At 62.3% G+C, this 23,652-nt stretch carries 21 protein-coding genes; 12 read left to right on the forward strand and 9 right to left on the reverse strand.

Annotated elements, in window-relative coordinates; translation table 11 throughout:
* Positions 1-64 precede the first annotated feature (64 nt).
* Together QCE69_RS26505 and QCE69_RS26510 are read right to left on the reverse strand one after the other, a co-directional pair.
* Entirely contained in the window at positions 65-1,297 is a 1,233-nt protein-coding gene (locus tag QCE69_RS26505) for a Zn-dependent hydrolase (protein WP_309934200.1), read from the reverse strand.
* Positions 1,297-2,595 carry an L-fuconate dehydratase gene (locus QCE69_RS26510; protein WP_309924801.1) on the reverse strand — a complete coding sequence of 433 codons (1,299 nt, stop codon included), beginning with the start codon at positions 2,593-2,595 and terminating at the stop codon, positions 1,297-1,299. The genes QCE69_RS26505 and QCE69_RS26510 overlap by 1 nt, the downstream gene beginning before the upstream one ends.
* Before the next feature lie 195 nt (positions 2,596-2,790).
* On the opposite strand from QCE69_RS26510, the gene QCE69_RS26515 reads away from it, so the two are divergent.
* From QCE69_RS26515 to QCE69_RS26530, 4 genes are read left to right on the forward strand one after another with little or no spacing between them, the layout of a single operon-like run.
* Complete coding sequence (locus QCE69_RS26515; protein WP_309933856.1) at positions 2,791-3,552, forward strand: GntR family transcriptional regulator; 762 nt, start codon at positions 2,791-2,793, stop codon at positions 3,550-3,552.
* Between the two features lie 57 nt (positions 3,553-3,609).
* Entirely contained in the window at positions 3,610-5,124 is a 1,515-nt protein-coding gene (locus tag QCE69_RS26520) for a sugar ABC transporter ATP-binding protein (RefSeq protein WP_309924805.1), read from the forward strand.
* An 18-nt stretch (positions 5,125-5,142) separates the two neighbouring features.
* Positions 5,143-6,171: an ABC transporter permease gene (locus QCE69_RS26525; protein WP_309924808.1), complete on the forward strand. Its 1,029-nt coding sequence runs from the start codon at positions 5,143-5,145 to the stop codon at positions 6,169-6,171.
* A gap of 59 nt (positions 6,172-6,230) precedes the next feature.
* A complete protein-coding gene (locus QCE69_RS26530) occupies positions 6,231-7,172 on the forward strand; it encodes an ABC transporter substrate-binding protein (RefSeq protein ID WP_309933858.1) in 942 nt (313 codons plus the stop codon).
* Between the two features lie 156 nt (positions 7,173-7,328).
* On the opposite strand, the gene aspT is transcribed toward QCE69_RS26530, so the two are convergent.
* From aspT to QCE69_RS26545, 3 genes are all read right to left on the reverse strand, one after another.
* Entirely contained in the window at positions 7,329-9,029 is a 1,701-nt protein-coding gene (gene aspT / locus QCE69_RS26535) for an aspartate-alanine antiporter (RefSeq protein WP_309924810.1), read from the reverse strand.
* A 136-nt stretch (positions 9,030-9,165) separates the two neighbouring features.
* Positions 9,166-9,930, reverse strand: coding sequence for a hypothetical protein (locus tag QCE69_RS26540; protein ID WP_309924811.1), 765 nt, complete (start codon positions 9,928-9,930; stop codon positions 9,166-9,168).
* 559 nt (positions 9,931-10,489) lie between these two features.
* Entirely contained in the window at positions 10,490-11,434 is a 945-nt protein-coding gene (locus tag QCE69_RS26545; RefSeq protein WP_309933860.1) for a PAS domain-containing protein, read from the reverse strand.
* Between the two features lie 285 nt (positions 11,435-11,719).
* Here QCE69_RS26545 and QCE69_RS26550 point away from each other — a divergent pair, with 285 nt between their 5' ends.
* A complete protein-coding gene (locus QCE69_RS26550) occupies positions 11,720-12,805 on the forward strand; it encodes an acyltransferase (RefSeq protein ID WP_309933862.1) in 1,086 nt (361 codons plus the stop codon).
* A 22-nt stretch (positions 12,806-12,827) separates the two neighbouring features.
* Here the strand turns inward: QCE69_RS26550 and garD are convergent, their stop codons facing one another.
* Positions 12,828-14,420 carry a galactarate dehydratase gene (gene garD, locus QCE69_RS26555; RefSeq protein ID WP_309933863.1) on the reverse strand — a complete coding sequence of 531 codons (1,593 nt, stop codon included), beginning with the start codon at positions 14,418-14,420 and terminating at the stop codon, positions 12,828-12,830.
* Positions 14,421-14,610: 190 nt separating this feature from the next.
* Here garD and kdgD point away from each other — a divergent pair, with 190 nt between their 5' ends.
* The gene (gene kdgD / locus QCE69_RS26560; RefSeq protein ID WP_309924816.1) at positions 14,611-15,528 is read left to right on the forward strand and encodes a 5-dehydro-4-deoxyglucarate dehydratase; all 918 of its coding nucleotides are present in this window, start codon (positions 14,611-14,613) and stop codon (positions 15,526-15,528) included.
* A 142-nt stretch (positions 15,529-15,670) separates the two neighbouring features.
* Entirely contained in the window at positions 15,671-17,023 is a 1,353-nt protein-coding gene (locus QCE69_RS26565) for an MFS transporter (protein ID WP_309933865.1), read from the forward strand.
* Positions 17,024-17,077: 54 nt separating this feature from the next.
* Here QCE69_RS26565 and QCE69_RS26570 read toward each other — a convergent pair whose 3' ends face one another.
* On the reverse strand, positions 17,078-17,410 hold the full coding sequence (locus tag QCE69_RS26570; protein ID WP_309925312.1) for a DUF2322 family protein: 333 nt from the start codon (positions 17,408-17,410) through the stop codon (positions 17,078-17,080).
* Positions 17,411-17,478: 68 nt separating this feature from the next.
* On the reverse strand, positions 17,479-17,955 hold the full coding sequence (locus QCE69_RS26575) for a hypothetical protein (protein WP_309924819.1): 477 nt from the start codon (positions 17,953-17,955) through the stop codon (positions 17,479-17,481).
* Between the two features lie 131 nt (positions 17,956-18,086).
* Here QCE69_RS26575 and QCE69_RS26580 point away from each other — a divergent pair, with 131 nt between their 5' ends.
* Entirely contained in the window at positions 18,087-18,611 is a 525-nt protein-coding gene (locus tag QCE69_RS26580) for a hemerythrin domain-containing protein (RefSeq protein ID WP_404987470.1), read from the forward strand.
* Positions 18,612-18,657: 46 nt separating this feature from the next.
* On the opposite strand, the gene QCE69_RS26585 is transcribed toward QCE69_RS26580, so the two are convergent.
* The gene (locus tag QCE69_RS26585; protein WP_309924821.1) at positions 18,658-18,855 is read right to left on the reverse strand and encodes a DUF2934 domain-containing protein; all 198 of its coding nucleotides are present in this window, start codon (positions 18,853-18,855) and stop codon (positions 18,658-18,660) included.
* A 170-nt stretch (positions 18,856-19,025) separates the two neighbouring features.
* On the opposite strand from QCE69_RS26585, the gene QCE69_RS26590 reads away from it, so the two are divergent.
* The 4 genes from QCE69_RS26590 (at position 19,026) to QCE69_RS26605 (ending at position 23,626) form a co-directional block, all read left to right on the forward strand.
* Entirely contained in the window at positions 19,026-19,445 is a 420-nt protein-coding gene (locus QCE69_RS26590; RefSeq protein ID WP_309933867.1) for a DUF3597 domain-containing protein, read from the forward strand.
* 105 nt (positions 19,446-19,550) lie between these two features.
* Complete coding sequence (locus tag QCE69_RS26595) at positions 19,551-21,830, forward strand: FdhF/YdeP family oxidoreductase (protein ID WP_309933868.1); 2,280 nt, start codon at positions 19,551-19,553, stop codon at positions 21,828-21,830.
* A 14-nt stretch (positions 21,831-21,844) separates the two neighbouring features.
* Entirely contained in the window at positions 21,845-22,903 is a 1,059-nt protein-coding gene (locus QCE69_RS26600; RefSeq protein ID WP_309933869.1) for an FUSC family protein, read from the forward strand.
* A gap of 54 nt (positions 22,904-22,957) precedes the next feature.
* Positions 22,958-23,626, forward strand: a complete 669-nt coding sequence (locus QCE69_RS26605) for an HAD family hydrolase (RefSeq protein WP_309924827.1) — start codon at positions 22,958-22,960, stop codon at positions 23,624-23,626.
* Positions 23,627-23,652: the final 26 nt, after the last annotated feature.

Below are 23,652 nucleotides of genomic sequence, written 5' to 3' on the forward strand. Positions count from 1 at the left end.
TGCTTGAAGTGATGTTGAACTGATAGTGCCGTGCGTCGCCCATGTCAATGGGCGACGCAGAAGGTCAGCGCGCCATGCCGCGCAGGATGTCCGCCGCCGCACGAGCGGCCACTTCGCAGCCCAGCACGAGATCCGCCTCGGACGTGTCTTCGATGAAATCGTGACTGACGCCGCCGATGCTCGGCACGAACATCATGCACGCTGGGAGATGCGGCGCGAGCACCTGCGCATCGTGCGATGCGCCGCTCGGCATGGCTTCCCAGCGCCCGGGCGCGAGCGCTTCGGCAGCCTCGGCGAGTTGCGCTTGCAGTGCTGCGTCCATCGTCACGGGATCTTCGGGCGGTTCGGTATCGAGAAACTCGACTTTTACTTTTTCCTTCGCGTTGAAGTCGCGTACCAGCGAGGCCAGCGCAGCTTTCATCGCGTGCAGACGAGCCAGGCTCGCGTCGCGGAATTGCAGAGACAGGTCAGCGCTGCCCGGCACGATGCTGAACGATCCCGGATCGAGATCGATGCGGCCGACGGTCCACACGGTATCGGCATCGGCGAGCTGACGGAACGCTTCGTCCATGCGCCCGATGAACGCCACCAGCGCAGCGCCCGCATCGCGGCGGATTGACATTGGCGTGGTGCCCGCGTGATTGCGCTGTCCGGTGAAGCGCAGCCTGAGCTCGCGAATGCCGACGATGGTTGTCACCACGCCAATCGACTTGCCATGTGCCTCCAGCCGTCCGCCCTGCTCGATATGCGGCTCGAGATAGGCTCTGTGTCGCGTCTTGTCGAGCTGTACGCGCGGCCGGCCTGCGAGTCCCGCCTGAGCGATGGCATCGCGCAGCAGCAGGCCGTCGCGATTGCGCGCGTGGTCGAGTGCATCGTCCACGGATGCGCCCACGAAACTGCGGCTGCCCAGAAAGCCCGAGAAGCTGCCTTCCTCATCCATCCACGACGCGACATCCAGCGCGAGATGACGCGTGCTTTCGCACTCAGCCAGCGCCCGTGCGATCTCAAGGCCGTAGATCACGCCGAGCGCGCCGTCGAGCCAGCCGCCGGTGGGCTGCGTGTCCGTGTGCGAACCGATCAACAGCGCCGGACCCGGATGGCGCGACTGGCCGAAGACGTTGCCGACGCCGTCGATGGTCGCGGACAGCCCCGCTTCCTCCATGCGCTGCGCCAGCCAGCCCCGCGCGTCCATGTCGACTGGCGAGAACGCCAGCCGCACGACGCCCGTTCCCGTCGCGCCGAAGCTGCGCAAGCGTTCGAGGTCTTGGATGAGCCGCTTGCCGTTAATCTTCGGCATCAGCTTTGCCATGCGGCGCCGTCCGGATAATGATGACGCGCGAGCGACTCCGCCTTCATCTCGATGCTGTAGCCCGCACGCTGCGGCGGCATGTAGCGGCCGTTGCGGATCACGACGGGATCGAGGAAGTGCTCGTGCAGATGATCGACATATTCGAGCACCCGGTTCTCCAGCGATCCCGACACGCAGATGTAGTCGAACAGCGAGATGTGCTGCACGTATTCGCACAGGCCCACGCCGCCCGCATGCGGGCAGACGGGCACGCCGAACTTCGCCGCCATCAGCAGCACGACGAGCACTTCGTTCAGTCCGCCGAGACGGCAGCTGTCCACCTGACAGAAGTCGATGGCCTGCGCCTGCAGCAACTGCTTGAACATCACGCGGTTCTGGCAATGCTCGCCCGTCGCCACGCCGATCGAACCCAGCCGGCGACGTATCGATGCGTGGCCGAGGACGTCGTCGGGACTCGTCGGCTCTTCGATCCACCACGGGTCGAACTCCGCGAGACGGCGCATGTTCGCTACCGCCTCATCGACTTCCCAGACCTGGTTCGCGTCCATCATCAGCTTCGAACCGGGACCGATCTCTTCACGCAGGATGCGCGCACGCCGCACGTCTTCTTCCAGATTGCCGCCGACCTTCTGCTTGAAATGCGTCCAGCCCTGCGCGACGCCTTCGCGCGCGAGGCGGCGAATCTTGTCGTCGTCATAGCCGAGCCAGCCCGCCGATGTGGTGTACGCGGGATAGCCCTGTTCGAGCATTTCCTTCTCGCGCTGGCCGCGCGTCTTTTCATGGCGGCGCAGCAGCGCAATGGCTTCGTAAGGCGTGATGGCGTCCGTCACGTAGCGGAAGTCGAGGCAGCGCACGAGCTGTTCCGGCGTCATGTCCACCAGCAGCTTCCACACCGGCTTGCCTTCCGCCTTCGCCCACAGATCCCATGCGGCGTTCACGACGGCTGCGGTGGCGAGATGGATCGCGCCCTTGTCCGGGCCTATCCAGCGCAACTGACTGTCCGATGTGAACGCGCGCCAGAACGCACCCATGTCCGACGTGATCTCCTCCAGCGTCTTGCCGACGATCAACGGTGCAAGCGCCTGCACCGCCGCCACGCAGATCTCGTTGCCGCGTCCGATGGTGAACGTGAGACCGTGACCGGTCAGTCCTTGCGGTGCATCGGTGGCGAGCGTGACGTAGGTGGCGGAGTAGTCCGGCGCAGCGTTCATGGCGTCGGAGCCATCGAGTGAACGCGATGTGGGGAAGCGGATGTCCTGCACGGACAGGCCGGTGATCGTAGTCATCTGAATGCGCTCCTGAGCGAAGACCTGAACGAAGACGAAGCGGAAGAACCGGATTGCATCTGCGGGAAAACACCATGCGCCGTGCGCTAAAACACATGCTTTCCCAAACTGAGAGATACGCCATGACTTCGAGCATGCCTTAGCGGGTTTATACGCATTCGGCACGCGTTGACAAGGCTGCTCCGGCTTCCTAGCATGCTAGCATCTTCATCGCAAAGCAAGCATGCCGTGAGTACTTCCTCCGATACCGCGAGCGTCATCAGCAATCCCTACGATGCGTTGCACAGGATCAAGAGCGGCGACCGGGGCAGCCTCACCGACGCCGTCGAGGCCGCATTGCGCGAAGCCATCGTGACGCTGGCGCTGGAGCCCGGGCTCATGATCGACAAGCTCGCGGTCTGCGACCGCATGGGCGTGTCGCGCTTTCCGGTATCCGCCGCGCTGGCGCGCCTCGAACATGCGGGGCTCGTCGAAGTCCTGCCGCAGCGCGGCACGCGTGTGAAGCCCATCGCGCTGGAAGATATCCGTCAGCATCTGTTCATTCGCAGCGCGCTCGAAGTCGAGACCGTGCGCGGCGTTGCGAAGCTTCGTGACAGCGCAGTGCTCGATGCCCTCGCGCTCAATCTCGACCAGCAGCGCAGCACGATCGGCAACGGCCAGCGTCTTGAGTTTCATGAACTGGATCTCGCCTTCCACGAGATCCTGCTCGACGCCATCAAGCTGCCGCGCGTGAAGGAGATTGTCGCGGTGTCGCGCAGTGCGCTGGATCGCGCGCGGCAGTTGCTGGCGAGTCCGGAGCGTGTCGCGCATACGTTCGCCGAACACGAACGCATCTTCGAAGCCATTCGCAGCGGCAAGGCCGAAGCCGCGGGACGGGCCATGCATGACCATCTGGATCAGGTGGTGGCCGAACTGCGGCGCTCGGCGGCGGAACGGCCGGACCTGTTCGCGCCGTGAGCCTGCGTAAGCGCCATCATCGACGATGCCAACCGGAACAGGACTCGAAGCCACTCCATGACACCCCCGCTCATATCGGTCAGCAAGCTCTGCAAGCGCTTTCCCGGCGTGCGCGCGCTGCATGAGATCCAGTTCGATCTCAAGCCAGGCGAAGTCCATGCGTTGATGGGCGAGAACGGCGCAGGCAAGTCGACGCTCATGAAGATTCTCGCTGGCGTCTACACGCGCGATTCGGGCGACATGCTGCTCGACGGCCAGCCCGTGGAGTTCACGAGTCCACGCGAGGCGCAGGCGCTGGGCATCGGCATCATTCATCAGGAACTGCAACTGATGAACCACCTGAGCGTCGCGCAGAACATCTTCATCGGGCGTGAGCCGCGCAAGTGTCTGGGCTTGCTGCTCGACGAAGACAAGCTCAACGCCGCCGCGCGCGAGATCCTCGCGCGCATGCATGTGAAGCTCGATCCGCGCACCATCGTGGGCACGCTGACCGTCGCGAGTCAGCAGATGGTGGAGATTGCGAAGGCGTTGTCGTTCGATTCGCGCGTGCTCATCATGGACGAGCCGACCTCCGCGCTCAACGATGCCGAAATCGCCGAACTGTTCCGCATCATTCGTGAACTGAAGGCGCATGGCGTGGGCATCGTCTATATCTCGCACAAGATGGATGAGCTCAAGCAGATCTCCGACCGTGTCACCGTGATGCGCGACGGCGAATATGTTGCGACGGTTCACACGGCTGAGACGAGTGTGGACACGATCATCGGCATGATGGTCGGACGGACGCTCACGGATTTGACCTCGTTCCTCGGCGGCTCGGATCAGGGCGAGATTGCGCTGGAAGTGAAGCATCTGAACGCGGGGCCGCTGGTGCGCGACGTGAGCTTCACGCTGCGGCGCGGCGAGATACTCGGCTTCGCGGGCCTGATGGGCGCGGGCCGCACCGAGGTGGCGCGGGCGGTCTTCGGCGCGGATCCGGTGCAGTCCGGCGAGATTGTCGTGAAGGGCGTGCCGGCGAGCATCAAGAAGCCGAGCGATGCAGTGCGGCGCGGCATCGGCTATCTCTCGGAAGACCGCAAGCGCTTTGGCCTCGCGACGGGCATGGACGTGGAATCGAACATCGTCATGTCCAATCTCGGCAAGTTTTTAAGCGGCCGTGTGTTCCTGCGGCGCTCGAAGATCCGCAAGACCGCCGCACACTTCATTCGCCTGCTCGCGATCCGCACGCCCTCGCCCACGCAACCGGTGCGGCTGCTTTCGGGCGGCAACCAGCAGAAGATCGTCATTGCGAAGTGGCTGGAACGCGATTGCGATGTGCTGTTCTTCGACGAGCCGACACGCGGTATCGACGTCGGTGCGAAGAGCGAAATCTACAAGCTGCTGCGGTCGCTGGCGCAACAGGGCAAGGCGATCGTGATGATCTCGTCGGAACTGCCGGAAATATTGCGCATGAGCGACCGCATCGTCGTGATGTGCGAGGGGCGCATCACCGGCGAGCTGTCTTCGGGCGACGCGACGCAAGAGCGGATCATGGAGCTCGCGACGCGGCGTGAATCTTTGCAAGCGGCTTGAGCCGCAAAGGTCGATCACATGACACAACCCACGGAAACCGCCGCGCTCGCCAGCGAGGGACGCGCAAGCGGCCTGCGTGCACGGCTCTTCACGCCGACGGCGCTGCAAAAGCTGCTGGCGTTCGCCAGCCTGATCCTGCTGCTGGTGTTCTTCAGCTTCGCATCGCCCGCCTTCATGCAGATGGACAACATCCTCGGCATTCTCCAGGCCACGGCGGTGAATGGTGTGCTGGCGATTGCGGCCACGTTTGTCATCATCACGGGCGGCATCGATCTGTCCGTGGGCACGCTGATGACCTTCACCGCGGTGATCTGCGGCGTGTTCCTCACTTACTGGCACATGCCGATGACCATCGGCGTGATTGCCGCCATCATCACGGGCGCGATCTGCGGCACCGTGTCCGGCACGCTGACCGCGAAGATGAAGATTCCGCCGTTCATCGCGACGCTCGGCATGATGATGCTGTTGAAGGGGCTCTCGCTGGTGGTGTCGTCGGACAAGCCGATCTACTTCACCGACACCGAGAACTTCTACATGATCTCGCAGGATTCGCTGATCGGTTACTTTCTGCCGAGCGTACCGATTCCCAATGCGGTGTTGATCCTGTTCTTTCTTGCCATCGTCAGTTCGATCACGTTGAATCGCACCGCGCTCGGACGCTATACGTTCGCGCTCGGCAGTAATGAGGAAGCCGTGCGGCTGTCCGGGGTGAATGTGGATCGCTGGAAGATCGCTATCTATGGGCTGGGCGGTGCGATATGCGGCATCGCCGGGCTGCTGATTGCGTCGCGGCTGAATTCAGCGCAGCCGGCGTTGGGGCAAGGTTATGAACTCGATGCCATTGCGGCGGTTGTGATCGGAGGGACCTCGCTTTCCGGGGGATCGGGGACGATTCTCGGGACCATCATCGGTGCGTTCATCATGAGCGTTCTCACCAATGGATTGCGCATCATGTCCGTCGCGCAGGAATGGCAGATCGTCGTGACGGGACTCATCATCATTCTCGCGGTGTATGCGGATATCTTGCGGCGCAGGAAAAGCAGTTGAACGTTATGTGCCTGTCAGACCAACAAAGGGAAACATCGAAACCAAGGAGGAGACGCATCATGCTGAAAAGAACCATCATCGGAGTGCTGGCGGGCGTGTTTGCCATGGCCGGAACGGTTGGCGTCGCGCAGGCGGACGAGCCGTATATTCCGCTTATTTCCAAAGGCTTCCAGCATCAGTTCTGGCAAGCCGTGAAGGCAGGGGCGGAGCAGTCGGCCAAGGAACAGAAGGTCAGGATCACCTTTGAAGGACCGGAAACCGAGGCTATGGTCGACAAGCAGATCGATATGCTTTCGGCTGCGCTGGCGAAGAAGCCGCAGGCTATCGGGATCGCGGCGCTGGATAGCAAGGCGGCTATTCCCTTGCTGAAGCGGGCGCAGAACAACAAGATTCCAATCATTGCGTTCGACTCGGGCGTGGATAGCGATATTCCTTTGACTACCTGCTCCACCGATAACCTGGCGGCTGCAGCGCTTGCTGCTGACAAGATGGCTGAGGCGATCGGGAATTCAGGGGAAGTCGGGGTGATCGTGCACGATCAGACCAGCCGTACGGGGATTGATCGGCGGGATGGGTTCTTGAATCAGATGAAGGCCAAGCATCCTGGGATCAAGATCGTTTCCGTGCAGTATGGCGGAGGCGATCACTTGAAATCCGCCGAAATCGCTAAAGCGATGCTTCAGGCTAATCCGAACATCAAAGGCTTGTTCGGGGCGAATGAAGGGTCGGCTGAGGGTGCGGCTATTGGCGTGAAGGAGTCGGGAAAGAAGCTCGTGCTGATCGGGTATGACTCGGGCAAAGAGCAGAAAGACGACATCATGTCCGGGTTGATGTATGGGGCGATTACGCAGAATCCAATCGGGATCGGGAAGTGTGTCGTCGATTCGGCTGTGAAGGCGATGAAGGGCGAGAAGCTGCCGAAGAAGATCGATACCGGGTTTTATTGGTACGACAAGGGGAATATGAGTGATCCGAAGATCAAGGCGGTTTTGTATGATTGAAGCTTGACGGTAGCAATCGAGCACGCGAAGCAAGCCCCTTTTACGAGGGGCTTCTTCTTAGGTCGCAGCCTGCGTTTGATACGTCCCGATCTGCCCCGCGGCGTGGGTCCCGCCCAAAGCCTACGTTCTCCGCCCCGACAAAGAGCGTGTTTCCTGTCAGCTCACCAGCGCCACGATGACTGTCCCCCACAGCGCCAACAGTACATTCCCCACCGCATAGGCCACGCCATAGCCCAAGGTCGGTACCGCGCTTTTCGCTGCCTCCTGCACCGCTGCCAAAGCCGGCGTGGCAGTCGAAGCGCCTGCGCACACCCCGAGCATGACACCCGGATGCATCTTCATGATCTTGTGCCCGACGAATACGCCGACCAGCATGGGAATACTCGAGGTCAATACGCCTGCAAGCAGCAGCGAAAGTCCGCTCGATTGCAGTCCTTTGACGAAGTCGGGCCCGGCGTTCAAGCCTACGATGGCGACGAAGCCCGTCAATCCAATCGATTCGAACACCCACAACGTCGGCCCGGGAATACGCCCGAAGAGGCGCGGCTGCACTGAACGCAGCCAGCCACACACCAATCCGCCCAGTAGCACGCCCACGCTGAGCGACAGGCCGATCTCCACCCCGCCGACAACCAGCGCCGGGACGCCTATCAGCGCGCCGGCCACAATACCGAGCGACACCAGAACCATGTCCGTCGCATTGCTCGCGCGGTCGGCCACGCCGAGTTTGCCGACGATCGCTTCCACGCGGGACATGCTGCCCACGAGCGTGAGCACATCACCACGGTTGAGCACGGTCTCTGGCGAGATCAGCATCGGCGTGCCCGCGCGCGTGAGGCGTGATACGAATACGCCGCGTGCGGCCTGCTCCCGCGCCAACTCGCCAAGTCGGCGGCCGTCGATCGTCCTGGATGTGACCACCACATCGAGCGCTTCGGCCTCCACGTCCAGTAACTCGCGGTCGTCGATCTCACGCACGCCCGAAGCCTGCCCTGGCATGTGTTCGACCAACAAGGTGCGCCGTCCGGCGGCACTGATGATGTCGCCTGCGCGGAGCACAGTGTCGGGGGCGGCGTTCATGACTTGGCCGTCACGTCGCATCCGGTCTATGAAGAGACGCTGATCGCCCATGTTGGCTTCCGTGTCCGATATCGACGCACCCGCCAGCGGCGAACCTTCCTCAATGAAATAGGCGCGCAGCTCGAACTCCCGTCTCACGGGAATACCTTGCGCGCTGCCGCCTTGCATCTTGTCTTCGAGCTCGCGGCAGGCCGCAGGCAAGTTCACCCCGATGAGCTTGGGAGCCAGTTGACTCAGGATCCACGCCGTACCGATCACACCTATCAGATAGGTAACAGCAAAGGCGACTGGAATCTGATTGGTCAGCATCTGCCGATCGGCGTCGGACAGGTTCAGCCGTGTAATGGCGTCGGTGGCAGTACCGATGGTGGCGGACTCGGTGAGCGACCCGGCTACCACGCCCGCCGCGGTGCCGGCCTGATAACCCAGGAACTTGCTCACGATGAACGCCACCGCAAGGCCGGTCGTGGCCACGATCGCAGCCAGGAACGCTTGCTGCAGGCCGTCGCGACGCAGGCCGCGAAAGAACTGGGGGCCGGTGCGAAATCCGATGGAAAACAGAAAGAGCAGAAAGAAACATTGCTTCACTTCGCCGGAGATCCTGAACTCCAATTGGCCCACGAGCACCCCCGCCAGTAACGTGCCGGTGACCGCGCCTAACGTGAAGCTGCCAATCTTCAGTTTGCCGAGCGCATAACCGAAGCCCAGGACCAGGAAGAAAGTGACTTCGGGATGGATTCGAAGCACGTGCTGAAACCAATTGAACGCGACGCTCATCGATAGCTCCCTGACATGGCTCCGAGCCGGTTTGCAAAGCACGCAACCAGACAGTCCCGCAATTTCCAGGGGCGGCCCTCTTGCGTAGCGGCCTGTCGCACACGCGACGGGCGTCCATGCGTTTCACGAAGCGTCGTCACGGCGCGATCGACTGCAAGAGCCGTGTGAGATCGCGCGGCTCCACGCGGATGATCCCGCCCTTCGGGCTGTCGATGTCCGCGATGAGCGCAAGAGAAAGCGCGACGGTCGCGGGAAGAATGGTGATGAGCAATCCCTTTCGCAGACTGCCTTTCGCGCCGTAACCCTGAACGACACATCCGAGCAGTGCGATGATGATCATCAGATACCACGCTCCCAGCGGGATATGATTGATTCGCGCGGCCTCCGAGTAATCCTGTGAATTCAGAACATCGTTCATGCCTGCGACGACAAGCGCCCCGATTGGCGTCGGCTGCGCTTTCGCGACCTGGGTCGTGAGCGCCCAAAGTTCCGTCTCGGTATTCGCCATGTCGCGGTTGATCTTCGCCAGTTCCACCGGATCCCGCATACGGTAACTCGCGAGTCTCAGCCTCGTATAGTGAACCAAGGCGGTCTTGATCTTTCCACCGACCGCCGCATCGGCGAGATCCGCACGCGAATACTCGGTGCCGATGGCATTCGCTTCGCTTTCTTCCAGCGTCTTGCGAAGGTCGTAGCGGTTCACCGCCATCGACAGGCTGAAGCCGACCAGGAGCGCAAGCAACGTCAACGTGGATGTCTGAATGATGTTGAAGTCCTCCCGGTCCTCGGCAGGCAGCACGGCCATGCGACGCAACACGTAGGCGCCGAACGCCACCGCGCCGATGAGCATCAGGAGAAGCGCCACGAACAGGAGAGCGGGATGATCGACGAACGCAGTCATTTCAAGCGCCTCTCACGCAGGGTGCGGTCGCGGATTCGAGTGAAGAGAAGGAATCGAGGTTCACCATGGTTCACCTTGCCTGGCCCCGTGACGACGCGCCGGCGCGACCTCCGTCGCAGCCGGCGCCGGTTTCACCTCACGGCCGTGGCGTCACGATCGGGAAGAGCGGATTGAAGGTGTCGGTCAAGGACAGCAACTCCGATATCTGCTGCGGATCACCCGGCTTTTGCCTCATGTCAATGGGCGATCGTGCCGCGCAAGCAATGCGGCCAGCACAAAGCATGCGCCCGCGAAAACATCAGAAATCTTCATCGAGCTTGAAGCATCGACCTCGGTTCACGCTCCGTTGCATGCCAGATTACTTCCAGCAGTCGATCGTTCATCGTCGCGAGTCAGTTGGGAAAATCCAGGTATCGTTCCCCGTGTGAAGCGAACGTGACCTTGATGACCGATATCGCTAACCCGCTCGATTGGCAAGGAGTTTCTATCGGAAAGCAGATAGGCAGCTGACCTTCGGGCTATTCGATAGAACCGCGCCAGTGGCGCCACGGCGCCGTCATCACGGCAGGCTCGCCGGCTGAGCCTGCAGATGCCGCCAGATGATGATGCCGGCGGTTTGTGTGAAGGCGGCAGCGAGTTCCATATCGATCTGGTCGGGTTCACGCGGGTTCTCGAAGTACATCGCAAGCGAATTAACCAGATTGCCTTCCGATGTCTCGACCGGAAACGACCAGCAGCCGCGATAATTGAACTGTCTCGCAAGCCAGGTCCAGGGTTGCCAGCGCGGCTCGTCGATACGTAGGGAAAAGACCTTTCTGAGCAGGCAGCGGCCTTCGCCACTGCTCACCAGCGCTTCCCGCGCCTCGCTTTCGCAAAGCACATCTTGAATGTCGTTGATGAGTTGCGCGTCGCGAAACGCTGGCACGAAGTCCGTGATGCGCCGGCCGGCATCGCCCGCCTTGAGCGAGAACATGGCCTGCATCGAAGGCGTGAACCAGCGAAGCTTCAAGTCCCGGTCCAGAAACAGTGTCATCACCGCGCCGGATTGCAGCACACGGCTTTGCATCGCCATCTGCGTGACGTTCTCCTGCAGATGGAGATTCGCATTGTTGAGATCCGCATTACTTTCATTCAACTGCTCGTTGGACGCTTTCAGTTCCTCGTTCAATGCCAGCAACTCTTCACGCGATGCCTCGAGTTCTTCACGCGAGACACGCGCCTCGTTCTCCCAATCCGTACTGATAGCAAGCTCCGGATGCTGAACTGTTGCCTGCCGGTCGCACGTGACGGACTTGAGATGGGGATCCTCGTTGCGAATGAAGGAGACCAGAATCCGGTCCCACTCGTCGCCGAATGCCCGCTGCAATGGCGTAACCCGCACGCATTGAAGGGACGGAAAAGCACCCCGCGCATTGGCGATCGAGACCCTTGAGCATGTCACCTTCGACGAGCGAGTTACGCGCGAGAATCGGGAACAGCAAGCCAGGCTGGCTGACCCGATCAAGGATACTCGTGCGTCGGACAAGCGTGGGCGGAGTGTGAGCGGATGACATGACGTTCGTTCAGCAATGTCTGTATCGTTCCGCAGTTCAGATAAACCGCTTCCCCGCCTGCGCCAAGCTCGCCCCAAGTGTTGCCCGCCTCACGCTCGCCCCGGCAATTCTTCCGTATAGTTCAATTAAAAAAAGGAAGTTATTACGGTACAAGAGGGGACGCCATGCACACGCACAATCCAGCCGACAACATCGGACAACTTGCCAGACCCACGCATAACAACGATATCCGCCCTTTGACAGGCCTTCGCGGCGTCGCCGCCTTATGGGTGGTCGTGCATCACATGTTATTGCTTGCGCCGCTTCCGGCTTCGCTCGACACCCTCGTGCATCACGGTTATCTGGCGGTCGATATCTTCTTCATGCTCAGCGGCTTCGTCATGTCGTTGACGTATGAGCGCATGTTCAGAACCCGCTTGCTCGGCAGAGGCTATGCAATCTTCCTGCTCAGACGCCTGGCGCGCGTGTACCCGCTATACGTCGTCACGCTATTGGCCGTCGCCGCGCTCAATCTCGCCGGCTTCAGCCATTCCTGGTCAGGCGGATTTGCAAACTTCGTCTTCAACGTGCTGATGATTCACGGATGGGGATTCTATGACTCCATCAATTCGCCGGCATGGTCTATCAGCACGGAATTCGCCGCCTATCTCCTCTTTCCCGCGTTCACGCTTCTCGTATTGCGACAGCGGTGGCTGCGCATCGCCTCCGTGACGCTGTTCATCGCGGGCATCGCATTGATGTCATGCGTATCGCTGCATCAAGGCGCCCAGAACGGCCCGCTCGATATCGCCAACGAAGCGACCATTTTTCCGCTGCTTCGTTGCCTGTGCGAATTCGGTATCGGCATGGCGGTCTATGTCGCGGCGAGAGATCCGCGCATTGCCAAGGCGTGCTCGGGCAAGCTGGTATCGGCCTTCATCGTGATCGCGTTGCTTGCCTGCCTGCTGACGCCAGGAAGCGATCTGGTCGTGGTTCTCGCGACGCCTTTCGTCATCGTCATTGCGGCGACTTCAAGAAAGGCACCCGTCAGCAGATTCTTGGGCTCTGCTCCCGTCTTCTTTCTCGGCGAGATCTCGTACGCGATGTATCTGCTCCACTCGCAGTTCTTGCGGATCTACCGGCTCGGACCGCTGATTCTCGAACGACATCACATGCCGCATACGCTCGCGCTGCTGATCACCGTCGCCGCGTTGTTCGGCAGCCTGATTACCGCGAGCTATCTGGCCTTTCGTTATCTGGAAGTACCGGCGCGCAATGCGATTCGCAGGCTCGAAGGCAGATTGCAACCGCGCGTTGCGAACGCGGTTGCGGTCCAGTCCTGAAGAAAGAAGCACCTGAGGAGGATCAGGTCACCGGCGCCGGATTGAAAAGCACCAAGGCGTTATGCAGCTTGAGCGCCTCGGCCTTGGTCTGCTTCTTCCCGCTGGCGACATCGAGCATCAGCCGGAACAGTTCCCAGCCCACATCCGCAATGGTGGCCTCACCGGTAGCGATGGTGCCCGCATTGACGTCCATCAGATCATGCCAGCGGCGCGCCAGGTCCGAGCGCGTCGCGACCTTCAGCACCGGCACTTCCGCAAGGCTATAAGGCGTCCCGCGCCCCGTCGTGAAGACATGCAGGTTGATGCCTGATGCCAGCTGCAACGTCCCGCAAATAAAATCGCTGGCGGGCGTCGCGGCATAGATGAGCCCCTTCTGCTTCACCTTCTCCCCGGGCGACAACACACCGGAGATCGTCGAACTCCCTGACTTCACGATGGACCCCATCGCCTTCTCGACGATGTTCGACAAGCCGCCCTTCTTGTTCCCCGGCGTCGTGTTCGCGCTCCGGTCCGCCCCACCGCGCTTCAGATAATCGTCGTACCACTGCATCTCGCGGATGATCGCCTGCGCCACTTCGCCGTTCGCCGCACGCGCCGTCAGCTGTGCCACGCCGTCGCGCACTTCGGTCACTTCCGAGAACATCACGGTTGCGCCCGCGCGCACCAGCAGATCCGTCGCGAAGCCCACCGCCGGATTCGCCGTCAGCCCGGAAAACGCATCGCTCCCGCCGCACTGCACGCCAACGACGAGATCCGCCGCCGGACACGTCTCACGACGCCGGTTGTCCAGCCGCTTCAGATGCGTCTCCGCCATGCGCATGATCGAATCGATCATCGACTGGAAGCCCACATGTTCCTCGTCCTGCAACACGACCGTGCCGCCGTTGCCGTCGAGCGTGTTGTCGCCGATATCGGCCACGTCTTCCGTCTGCGCCGAAGCCGCGGCGATGGGAATCGTGCCTGCCGGCATCAGCCGCTCCGGCTGCAGCTTCTCGCAGCCCAGGCTCACCATCATCACTTCGCCGCCGAAGTTCGGATTCAGCGCGATGTTGCGCACCGTGCGGATCGGCACCATGGCGTCCGGCGCGTCGATGGCCACGCCACACCCATAGGTGTGACCGAGGCTCACGACATCGTCGACGTTCGGGTACTTCGGCAGCAGTTCCGCCTTGATGCGCGTCACGGCGTGCTGCACGACGTCCGCCACGCACTGCACGGTGGTGGTAATGGCGAGGATGTTGCGCGTCCCGACCGACCCGTCCGCATTGCGATAACCCTCGAAGGTGAAGCCTTCGAGCGGCGATTCGTCCGGCGCCTTGATGGTGGCGATGGGCAAGTCGTGCAGTTCGGGCGGCGTCGGCATGCGCGTGACGTGCTCGTTCACCCAGCTTCCCTTCGGCAGGAACCGCGTCGCATAGCCGATCACCACGTTGTAGCGGATCACGGCATCGCCTTCCGCGAGGTCTTTCAGGGACAGCTTGTGGCCCTGCGGCACGCGTTCGCGCAGCACGAGGCCATCGGCAAACGTGGCGCCTTCGCCCAGGCCGCCGTCGTTCACGACGATCGCGACGTTGTCGTCCGGATGCACACGTATATACAGCGGGGACTGATTCATTCTGACGTTCCTTCGGCACGCAACGGGCCGCTTAGAGTTATGTCATCCTACAACATAGCCGCGTTATACGGATAAGTATTTACCCTATCCATTGATTCCATTGCAATAAATCCATTGTCGACCGCCATCCTATGTTGTACGATGACTTATAAGCTCGGCAACCGCCGGTCGCTGCTCAACGGACATTCTCATGACGACTCCGCAAGAACTGAAGCACATCGTTTCCGAAGGCCTGCTCTCCTTCCCCGTCACCGACTTTGACAGCCAGGGCAACTTCCGCGCCGACACCTACGCGCAGCGCCTCGAATGGCTGGCTCCGTACGGTGCGTCCGCGCTGTTCGTCGCGGGCGGCACGGGCGAGTTCTTCTCGCTGACGCAACCCGAATACTCGCAGATCGTGAAGACGGCCACCGAAGTGTGCCGCGGCAAGGTGCCCATCCTGGCGGGCGCGGGCGGTCCGACGCGCACGGCCATCGCCTTCGCGCAGGAAGCCGAGAAGCAAGGCGCGCAGGGCATCCTGCTGATGCCGCACTATCTGACGGAAGCCTCGCAGGACGGCATCCGCGCGCACGCGGAGGAAGTGTGCCGCGCCGTGCCGAACATGGGCGTCATCATCTACAACCGCGCCAATTCGAAGCTCAACGCGGACATGCTGGAGCAACTGGCGGAACGCTGCCCGAACCTGATCGGCTTCAAGGACGGCGTCGGCGAAATCGAGAACATGGTCACCATCCGCCGCCGTCTGGGCGAGCGCTTCTCGTACCTCGGCGGCCTGCCGACGGCTGAAGTCTACGCAGCCGCATACAAGGCGCTGGGCGTGCCGGTGTACTCGTCGGCGGTGTTCAACTTCATTCCGAAGACGGCGATGGAGTTCTACCGTGCCATCGCCGCCGACGACCACGCGACCACCGGCCGCCTGATCGACGAATTCTTCCTGCCGTACCTGAAGATCCGCAATCGCAAGGCGGGTTATGCGGTGTCGATCGTCAAGGCCGGCGCGAAGCTGGTCGGCCACGACGCGGGCCCGGTGCGCGCGCCGCTGACGGATCTGACGGGCGAGGAAATGGAGCAACTGGACGCGCTCATCAAGAAGCTCGGCGCGCAGTAACTCCACGCTGCAGCGGAAGTACAAGCCGACAGGCGAAGCGCGGCATGGCCGGACGCTTCGCCGACGAGGGCCGCGCGAGCGGCCCTCCGTGTATCGGCACGCCTGAATCCGTGCAGTGCCCAATCGAAGCAAGGGGACGTTCATGTCGATGAGCCGCGCCGCGAATCCCGCGGACCTCATGAAGCGCAGCAAGACGCGCTATCTCATTCTGTTGCTGATCTTCGTGATCACGACCTTCAACTACGCCGACCGCGCGACCCTCTCGGTCACCGGCTCGGCGATGCGTGCCGAATTCGGCTTCGACGCGATCCGCATGGGCTATATCTTCTCGGCCTTCAGCTGGGCGTATGTGTTGTCGCAGTTGCCGGCCGGCTGGTTGCTCGACCGCTTCGGCGCGCGGCGCGTGTATGCGGCGAGCATTTTTCTGTGGTCGCTCTTCACGCTGCTGCAAAGCTCCATCGGCTTGCTGGGCAGCGCGGCGACCGCCGTCACGGCGCTGTTCACGCTGCGCTTCATGATGGGCGCGGCTGAAGCGCCCGCCTTCCCGGCCAACGCAAAAGTGGTCGCCAGCTGGTTCCCGACGAAGGAGCGCGGCACGGCATCGGCGATTTTCAACTCGGCACAGTATTTCGCGGCCGTCGTGTTCACGCCGTTGATGGCCTGGCTCACGCACGCATTCGGCTGGCATCACGTCTATATCGTGATGGGCATCGCCGGCTTGCTGCTCGCGCTGACGTGGCTCTCCGTGATGAAGAATCCGGCGGATCATCCGCGCGTGAACCGGCAGGAACTGGAATATATCGAGGAAGGCGGCGGGCTGGTGCACGGTCACCGGCGCGGCTCGGCGGGCGGCGCGGCGCGGTCCGGGCAGATCGGCTGGCCGGTCGTCAGGCAACTGCTGACCAACCGGATGCTGCTCGGCGTCTATCTCGCGCAGTACTGCATCAACGTGCTGACGTACTTCTTCCTGACGTGGTTCCCGATCTACCTCGTCCAGGCGCGCCACATGACGATCCTGAAGGCGGGCTTCGTTGCGTCGCTGCCGGCCATCTGCGGCTTCGCGGGCGGCGTGCTCGGCGGCGTCATCTCGGATGCGCTGCTGCGCCGCGGCACGTCGCTGACGGTGGCGCGCAAGCTGCCGATCGTTGGCGGCATGCTGCTGTCGTCGTGCATCATCGGCTGCAACTACGTGGACACAGACTGGCTCGTGGTGGCGCTGATGTCGCTGGCGTTCTTCGGCAAGGGCATCGGCGCGCTGGGCTGGGCCGTGGTGGCGGATACGTCGCCGAAGGAAGCCATCGGGCTGTCGGGATCGATCTTCAACATGTTCGGCAACGTCGCCGGGATCGTGACGCCGATCGTGATCGGCTATCTCGTCGCCGAGACCGGCTCGTTCAACGGCGCGCTGGCGTTCGTCGGCATCAACGCGCTGGTGACCGTGTTCAGCTATCTCGTGATCGTGAAGGACATCAGGCGCGTGGAACTGAAGATTTAAGTCTCTTCAGGCGTCAAGCCCGTTCTGTTTGCGACAGAACGGGCTTTTGTTTTTTCAGGCCGCGTGAATCACGTCGATGCGCAACGCCTCGCCGCCTTCGACGATCGCCAGCAGACGGTCCACATTTGGATGCGCACCGGGACGGCTGCGCGCGTCCGCGGTGTGTTCGGCGAACACGGCGAGCGCGTGTTCGGCGGCACGGGCGTCGAGCGTGCCGAACGCCTGCTGCAAGTAGTGATACACCGCGAGCGAACCTTGCTTGCCCGGCTTGTTCTCGATGCTCGCCACCACGTTGCCCGCGCCGTCCACGAGATCGATGCGCTCGATGCCATCGATGGCGGGCAGCTGGGCGAGGTTGTCCTTGAATACGTTGCTCGGTTGGATCACGGGTTGAATCACGGGTTGAATCACGAAAGGCACTCCACGTTAGAAGTCAAAAGCCGGGGCGCCGTATCTTAGCCGATCGTCGGGCGAGCGCGCGGCATCCTGACCAGCGCGGCAATCGCGAAGCCCGCAGCGAGCGCGACGTAAGTCATCGCCAGCGAGCGTTTCGAGAGATGCACTTCGAAGCCCGGCGTCACGCGCTTCGGCACGACGTGATAGTCGACGACATACGCTATCAGCGCGCTGGCCCCGGCAGCGGCAACAATGCCCACAGGGCCGGCGCGGCGTGGACAGAGCGCCTCGAACAGCACGCCCCAGAACACGGCACTGCCCATGTGAATGCCCGCGCCGAGCGCCGTGTACTTGATGCTAAACGTCTGTTGCCGCTGTGCGTCGCGCCACAAGCAATGCGTGACGGCATTGAGCGCCGCGCTCGCGCCGTGACCCGCGCGCACCGCGCCGGTCGAAGCCGCACTCGCCGACGCAAGTCCGGCAGCCGAGCCCGAGCACAGGGCGCGGACAAGCAGTTGATCGGCGGAAACTTTCATGATTCGCTCCTCAGGTGACGAGAGGACTTGAGCATCGCGTGTTCCAAGCCATACCGCGGACCCGGGTCCGCCCTTTGCTCGATACCGGAACCCCTCAATAACCGGAGATCACCATGTCCCGAGATACCCAGATGAGTTCGAGCACGAGCGCATCGGCCAAGCCGGCGCGCAGCATCGACGCGACCAAGTTGCTCACCGAAGATCACCGCGCCGTGCAGAAATTGTTCGATGCATTCGAGAAGGCAGGCGACAACGATCTGGACGCAAAGGGCACGCTGGTCCGCCGCGCGTGCGAAGAATTGACGGTGCACGCCATGATCGAGGAAGAACTGCTCTATCCGGCCGCGCAAAAGGCGTTGCCGGAAGACGAAAGGCCGGACGTGGAAGAAGCTTATGTGGAGCACTTCCTGGTCAAGGTGCTGATCGAGAAGTTCGCCACGCTGAAGCCCGGCGATACAGGTTTCGACGCGACCTTCAAGGTGCTGAGCGAGATGGTGAATCACCACATCGAAGAAGAAGAGTCGGAGTTGTTTCCGAATCTGCGCAAGTCAGGAGCTGACCTCGAAGAACTCGGCGGCAAGATGATGAAGCGCAAGGAGGAACTCGAAGCAAAGATTCCGAAGGACGCGGGCGACAACACCATGCGCCTGCATTGATTCCGCGCTGCGCGCCGGTCCCCTTGCGAGAGGACCGGCGTTGCCGTTATTTCCCCGCTGGAGAAACAGCGGCGCCTTCCGACGCCACCGCAGGCGTTACCACTGTTCCCTGCGCATCTTCCTCTTCCAGCGACGTTTTGGCCTGCTCCCAGAACTCCTCCGCACGGCCATCGGGACTTCCTTCACGCTCCCAGATTTCATAGGCGCGACGTCGAATCCGGTCCTGCTCTTTCTGATCTTCCATGACAGTCTCCCAGTGACACGATGACGAGTCCGCCTGGCGCTTGCCCGGGCGTTCCAGATGCTCACTCGCATTAGCAACCGCCGTGCCCTCGCCAGCACGATTGCGCAGGCGAATCCGGCATGACGCTTGCGCCATGACAAGCCCTATCGTCTGTTTGAACAGGAGGCGTCATGAGCATTTTCTCTTCGATCATGGGCAAGATTTTTGGGCACCACGACAGCGCAACCGCCGCGCAACCCGGCTCGGCCACGCCGCCGTCCAGCACTACTGCAGGCGCTCCTGCTGCACCTGCCACGGCGGCGCCGGCCCCGGCGCAGTCCACGCCGCCGCAGCAACCGGTCGACGTTGAAGCCGTGCTCACCCAAATGCAGTCGAGCCATGGCGAGCAACTCAACTGGCGCACGTCGATCGTGGATCTGATGAAACTGCTGGGCCTGGACAGCAGCCTTTCCGCGCGCAAGGAACTGGCCGCTGAACTGCACTACAGCGGCAACACGGAAGATTCGGCTGCCATGAACATGTGGCTGCACAAACAGGTAATGCAGAAGCTGGCCGAAAACGGCGGCAAGGTGCCCGACGACCTGAGATAAGTATTGGAGCAAGGGCGGCGCGCGTCGCCGCCCTGCTGTGCGTCCGATGAATGGAACGCTCATTGCTGTTGACTGCATCACCCGTTCCACGCTTCGGATTCCACCATGAAACCCGCCGACAAACCTTCCAGCTATCCTTTCGCCTCCGGTGGATGGGGCTCGCTCAAGGCCGTGACCCAGATCGTCACGCAGGAGAAAGTAGCCCTGAAGGACGGCCCCATTCTGCTCAAGCAGAACAAGCCCGAAGGTTTCGCCTGTGTCAGTTGTTCCTGGGCCAAGCCGGCCCATCCTCACACCTTCGAATTCTGCGAGAGCGGCGCGAAAGCCACGGCCTGGGACACGACCAAAAAGCGCATCACGCCCGACTTCTTCGCGCAGCACACGGTGACCGAACTGCTCGACTGGCACGACCACGATCTCGAGGAAGCCGGCCGGCTCACCGCGCCGATGAAGTACGACCACGCCACCGACAGATACATCGAGATTAGTTGGGAACAGGCGTTCGACGAGATCGGCCGGGAAATGTGCATGCTCGATCCGCACAGCGTCGTGTTCTACACGTCGGGCCGGGCATCGCTTGAAACGGCTTACATGTTCCAGTTGTTCGCGCGCATGTACGGCTGCAACAACCTGCCCGACAGTTCGAACATGTGTCACGAAAGCACCAGCGTGGGATTGACGGAAGCAATTGGCGTGGGCGTCGGCACCATCGTGCTGGACGACTTCGAGAAGACCGACCTGATGTTCTTCTTCGGCCAGAACGTCGGCACCAACAGTCCGCGCATGCTGCATCAGCTACAGGACGCCCGCAAGCGCGGCGTGCCGATCATCACGTTCAATCCGCTGCGCGAGCCGGGGCTCGTGTCCTTCGCGAATCCGCAGTCGCCCTTGCAGATGCTGACGCCTGCCGAGACGCGCATCAGCACCCAATACCATCAACTGAAAACCGGCGGCGACACGGCTGCGATCCTGGGTATTTGCAAGGCCGTCATCGAAGCCGACGATCGCGCCCAGGCCGAAGGCCGGCCGCGCAAGATCGATGTCGAATTCATCGAGCAGCACACGACCGGTTTCGACGATTTCGCCGCCCATGCCCGCAGCACGGAATGGCGCGATATCGAACGTGTAAGCGGCCTGCCGCGCGTCGCGCTGCTTGAGGCCGCCGACGAATACATGCACGCGCAAGCCGTGCTCGCGCACTTCGGCATGGGACTGACGCAACACCGGCTCGGCGTGCAGAACGTGCGCATGGTGTGCAACCTGCTGCTCCTGCGCGGCAATATCGGCAAGCCGGGCGCCGGTCCTTCGCCGATTCGCGGACATTCGAACGTGCAGGGACAGCGCACCGTCGGCGTGACGGAGAAGCCGGAACTCGCGCCGCTGGATCAACTGGCGAAGCAGTTCTCCTTCGAGCCGCCGCGCGACAAAGGCATGAACACGGTCGAGGCGTTCGAAGCCATGCTCGAGGGCAAGGTCAGCGCGGTGCTGAATCTGGGCGGCAATCTCGTGCGCTCCGTGCCCGACCGCGACCGCACCGAACCGGCATGGCGCTCGCTGCAACTCACGGTGAACGTGGCGACCAAGCTCAACCGCAGTCACCTCGTCAATGGTAAGAACGCGTACCTGCTGCCGTGCCTGAGCCGCATCGAAATCGATCGTCAGGCCAGCGGCGAACAAGCCGTGTCGATGGAAGACAGCACCGGCTGCATGCATGGCTCGCGCGGCGTGACCGAACCCGGCAGCGACGACACGCGCTCGGAGCCGTTCATCGTGGCGGGCATCGCGAAGGCGGCGCTCGGCGCGCGTTCGACGGTGGACTGGGATGCATGGCGCGACGATTACGCCATCGTGCGCGACGAAATCGCCACGACCTATCCCGACATCTTCCATGACTTCAATGCGCGCATGTGGCAGCCGGGCGGCTTTCATCGTCCGTTGCCGGCGCGTGAACGCGTCTGGAAGACGAAGTCCGGCAAAGCCGGTTTCCTCGTACCTGAATCGCTGGGCGAGGATCCGGACATGCCCGAGACCACCCCCGATGCGCTGCGCCTGATGACCCTGCGCAGCGACAGCCAGTTCAATACGACCATCTACAGTCTCGACGACCGCTTCAGGGGCGTGAAGGATACGCGCATGGTGATCCTGATGAGTCAGGCCGACATGGCGAAGCGCCAGTTGCAGGAGGGTCAGGAAATCACCTTGCAGACGCTCTCGAATGACGGTTTCGACCGCAGGCTCGGCGGGCTCCACGTCAAGGCGTATGACATTCCCGAGGGCTGCATCGGCGGATATTTTCCAGAGTGCAATGTGCTGCTGCCGCTGTGGCATTACGCCAAGGAAAGCAAGGTGCCGGGCGCGAAGTCGATTCCGGTGCGCGTCATCTGACAGTTCGAGCACGCGTGAAAACGAAGGCCAGGCGGCGGATAGGCCGCTTCGACGCGCTGCGCATGTGCGTGCAGTCCCTCATCGCGAGCGGGCTGGCCTACGGCTGCATGCAGTTCGTCGCATCATCGAACCTGACGTGGGGCGTCTTTGCGAGCCTCTTCACGCTGCAAGTCAATTTCGACCGCAGCCTGAAACATGGCGTTGGCCAGATGATCGGCGCGGCAGTGGGAACGGCGGTCGGCCTCGCGGCGCTGCACTTCTTTCCCGGCGCCGATGCAACCCTGCCGCGCCTCGCGCTCGCCACGCTCGTCACCTGCCTCGGCGCAACGCTCTTTCCGACCACCAATTACAGCATCGTCGTGGCGGCGGCGCTGGCGCTGGAACCGTCGATGAGCATCGACGGCGCCTTCTCGCGCGCCGAAGCCATTGTGCTCGGGTCGGCTATCGGCATTGCGGTGTCGGTGAGCGTGTGGCCGCAACTGGCCCGCTCGCGCGCGTTCGACATCATGGCCGAACTGCTCGACGACTGCCGCGCGCTGCTCGCCACGCTGCCGATCCTGCATCCTGCCGAAGACCGGCAGACCGTGGACGCGCTGCATGAACGCTTTCTGCGCCATCTCGTCGATGCCCGCGCGGTCTGCTCGGAGACGCGTGTGCGCGCCCGTTTCGCCACCGGCCCCACGCTCAACACCGCGCTCAATGCCTTCGAGACGCTGTGGCATGGACTGGTGCTCCTCGATCGCGCAGGACAGGTGCAGGAGGGACTGTCGGCGTCCGAGCGGGAGGCGTCGGCCGGGCACATCCGCACCGTCAGCGATTGCGCCGGCGCCTATCTCGAAGCCCTCGCCGGATGGCTGCGCGACACTGACTCGCAACCGCCGACTGAACGCTTTCTGACGCCGCTCCACGACGCCTCCGCGGCAATCAAGGCGAGCTTCTCGCACATCATTGCGTCATGCCCGCCTGACTCGCCGCGCGTTCAGCGACTCTCCACACTGACGTTCGCGCTGGAGCAGATCGAGTCGAATCTGGCGAACATCGGGCAAGTGCTCGAAACGCGCTTTCACGCTTAGCGTGCGACGGCATGCAACATGCTCGCGTGCCTATCGACACCGAACGGAGGACTCATGTTACGCGCCGCCATCTTCGATATAGACGGAACGCTGGTCGATTCCGTGGACCTGCACGCCCTCGCATGGCATGAAGCATTCAAGCACTTCGGACACGATGTCAGCGTCGACGCGGCGCGCAGCCAGATCGGCAAGGGCGGCGACAAGCTGTTGCCCGTGTTTCTTTCCGAGGATCAGATCCGCGATCATGGCGAGGCGCTCGAAGCGTGGCGCGGCAAGCACTTCAAGGCTCATTACCTGTCGCTCGTACGACCGTTCTCGGCGGTGCCCGCGCTGTTGCAGCGACTGAGCGACCAGGGCACGAAGCTGGCAGTGGGTTCGTCGGCGAAGAAGGACGAGCTTCAGGTGTATCTCGACATCGCCGGCGTGGCGGACCGGTTCGAAGTCACCGTGTCGTCGGAGGACGTGGAAAGTTCGAAGCCCGATCCCGATGTGTTCCAGACCGCGCTGCACAAACTCGGCGTGCAGGCCGGCGAAGCCATTGCCATCGGCGACTCGCCCTACGATGCCCAGGCTGCCGGGCGAACGGGCGTGCGCACGATCGGCGTGCTGGCGGGCGGCTTTTCGGAGGCGTCGCTGAGAGAGGCTGGCTGCATCGACGTCTACACGGGCCCCGCAGGCTTGCTGGCCAAATTCGACACCTCGCCGCTCAAAGCCATGGACTAGTTCATTGTCCGATTCTTGGCCCTTCT

This window comes from Caballeronia sp. LZ032 (genome assembly GCF_031451315.1).
GTDB lineage: Bacteria > Pseudomonadota > Gammaproteobacteria > Burkholderiales > Burkholderiaceae > Caballeronia.

Coding starts and splice junctions, on each gene's coding strand:
- QCE69_RS26605 (WP_309924827.1), top strand. CDS start 22,958: ATGTTACGCGCCGCCATCTTCGATATAGACGGAACGCTGGTCGATTCC.
- QCE69_RS26540 (WP_309924811.1), bottom strand. CDS start 9,930: ATGACTGCGTTCGTCGATCATCCCGCTCTCCTGTTCGTGGCGCTTCTC.
- QCE69_RS26530 (WP_309933858.1), top strand. CDS start 6,231: ATGCTGAAAAGAACCATCATCGGAGTGCTGGCGGGCGTGTTTGCCATG.
- QCE69_RS26525 (WP_309924808.1), top strand. CDS start 5,143: ATGACACAACCCACGGAAACCGCCGCGCTCGCCAGCGAGGGACGCGCA.
- QCE69_RS26590 (WP_309933867.1), top strand. CDS start 19,026: ATGAGCATTTTCTCTTCGATCATGGGCAAGATTTTTGGGCACCACGAC.
- QCE69_RS26515 (WP_309933856.1), top strand. CDS start 2,791: ATGCTAGCATCTTCATCGCAAAGCAAGCATGCCGTGAGTACTTCCTCC.
- QCE69_RS26595 (WP_309933868.1), top strand. CDS start 19,551: ATGAAACCCGCCGACAAACCTTCCAGCTATCCTTTCGCCTCCGGTGGA.
- QCE69_RS26520 (WP_309924805.1), top strand. CDS start 3,610: ATGACACCCCCGCTCATATCGGTCAGCAAGCTCTGCAAGCGCTTTCCC.
- QCE69_RS26505 (WP_309934200.1), bottom strand. CDS start 1,297: ATGCCGAAGATTAACGGCAAGCGGCTCATCCAAGACCTCGAACGCTTG.
- garD (WP_309933863.1), bottom strand. CDS start 14,420: ATGAATCAGTCCCCGCTGTATATACGTGTGCATCCGGACGACAACGTC.
- QCE69_RS26510 (WP_309924801.1), bottom strand. CDS start 2,595: ATGACTACGATCACCGGCCTGTCCGTGCAGGACATCCGCTTCCCCACA.
- QCE69_RS26585 (WP_309924821.1), bottom strand. CDS start 18,855: ATGGAAGATCAGAAAGAGCAGGACCGGATTCGACGTCGCGCCTATGAA.
- aspT (WP_309924810.1), bottom strand. CDS start 9,029: ATGAGCGTCGCGTTCAATTGGTTTCAGCACGTGCTTCGAATCCATCCC.
- QCE69_RS26575 (WP_309924819.1), bottom strand. CDS start 17,955: ATGAAAGTTTCCGCCGATCAACTGCTTGTCCGCGCCCTGTGCTCGGGC.
- QCE69_RS26565 (WP_309933865.1), top strand. CDS start 15,671: ATGTCGATGAGCCGCGCCGCGAATCCCGCGGACCTCATGAAGCGCAGC.
- kdgD (WP_309924816.1), top strand. CDS start 14,611: ATGACGACTCCGCAAGAACTGAAGCACATCGTTTCCGAAGGCCTGCTC.
- QCE69_RS26580 (WP_404987470.1), top strand. CDS start 18,087: ATGAGTTCGAGCACGAGCGCATCGGCCAAGCCGGCGCGCAGCATCGAC.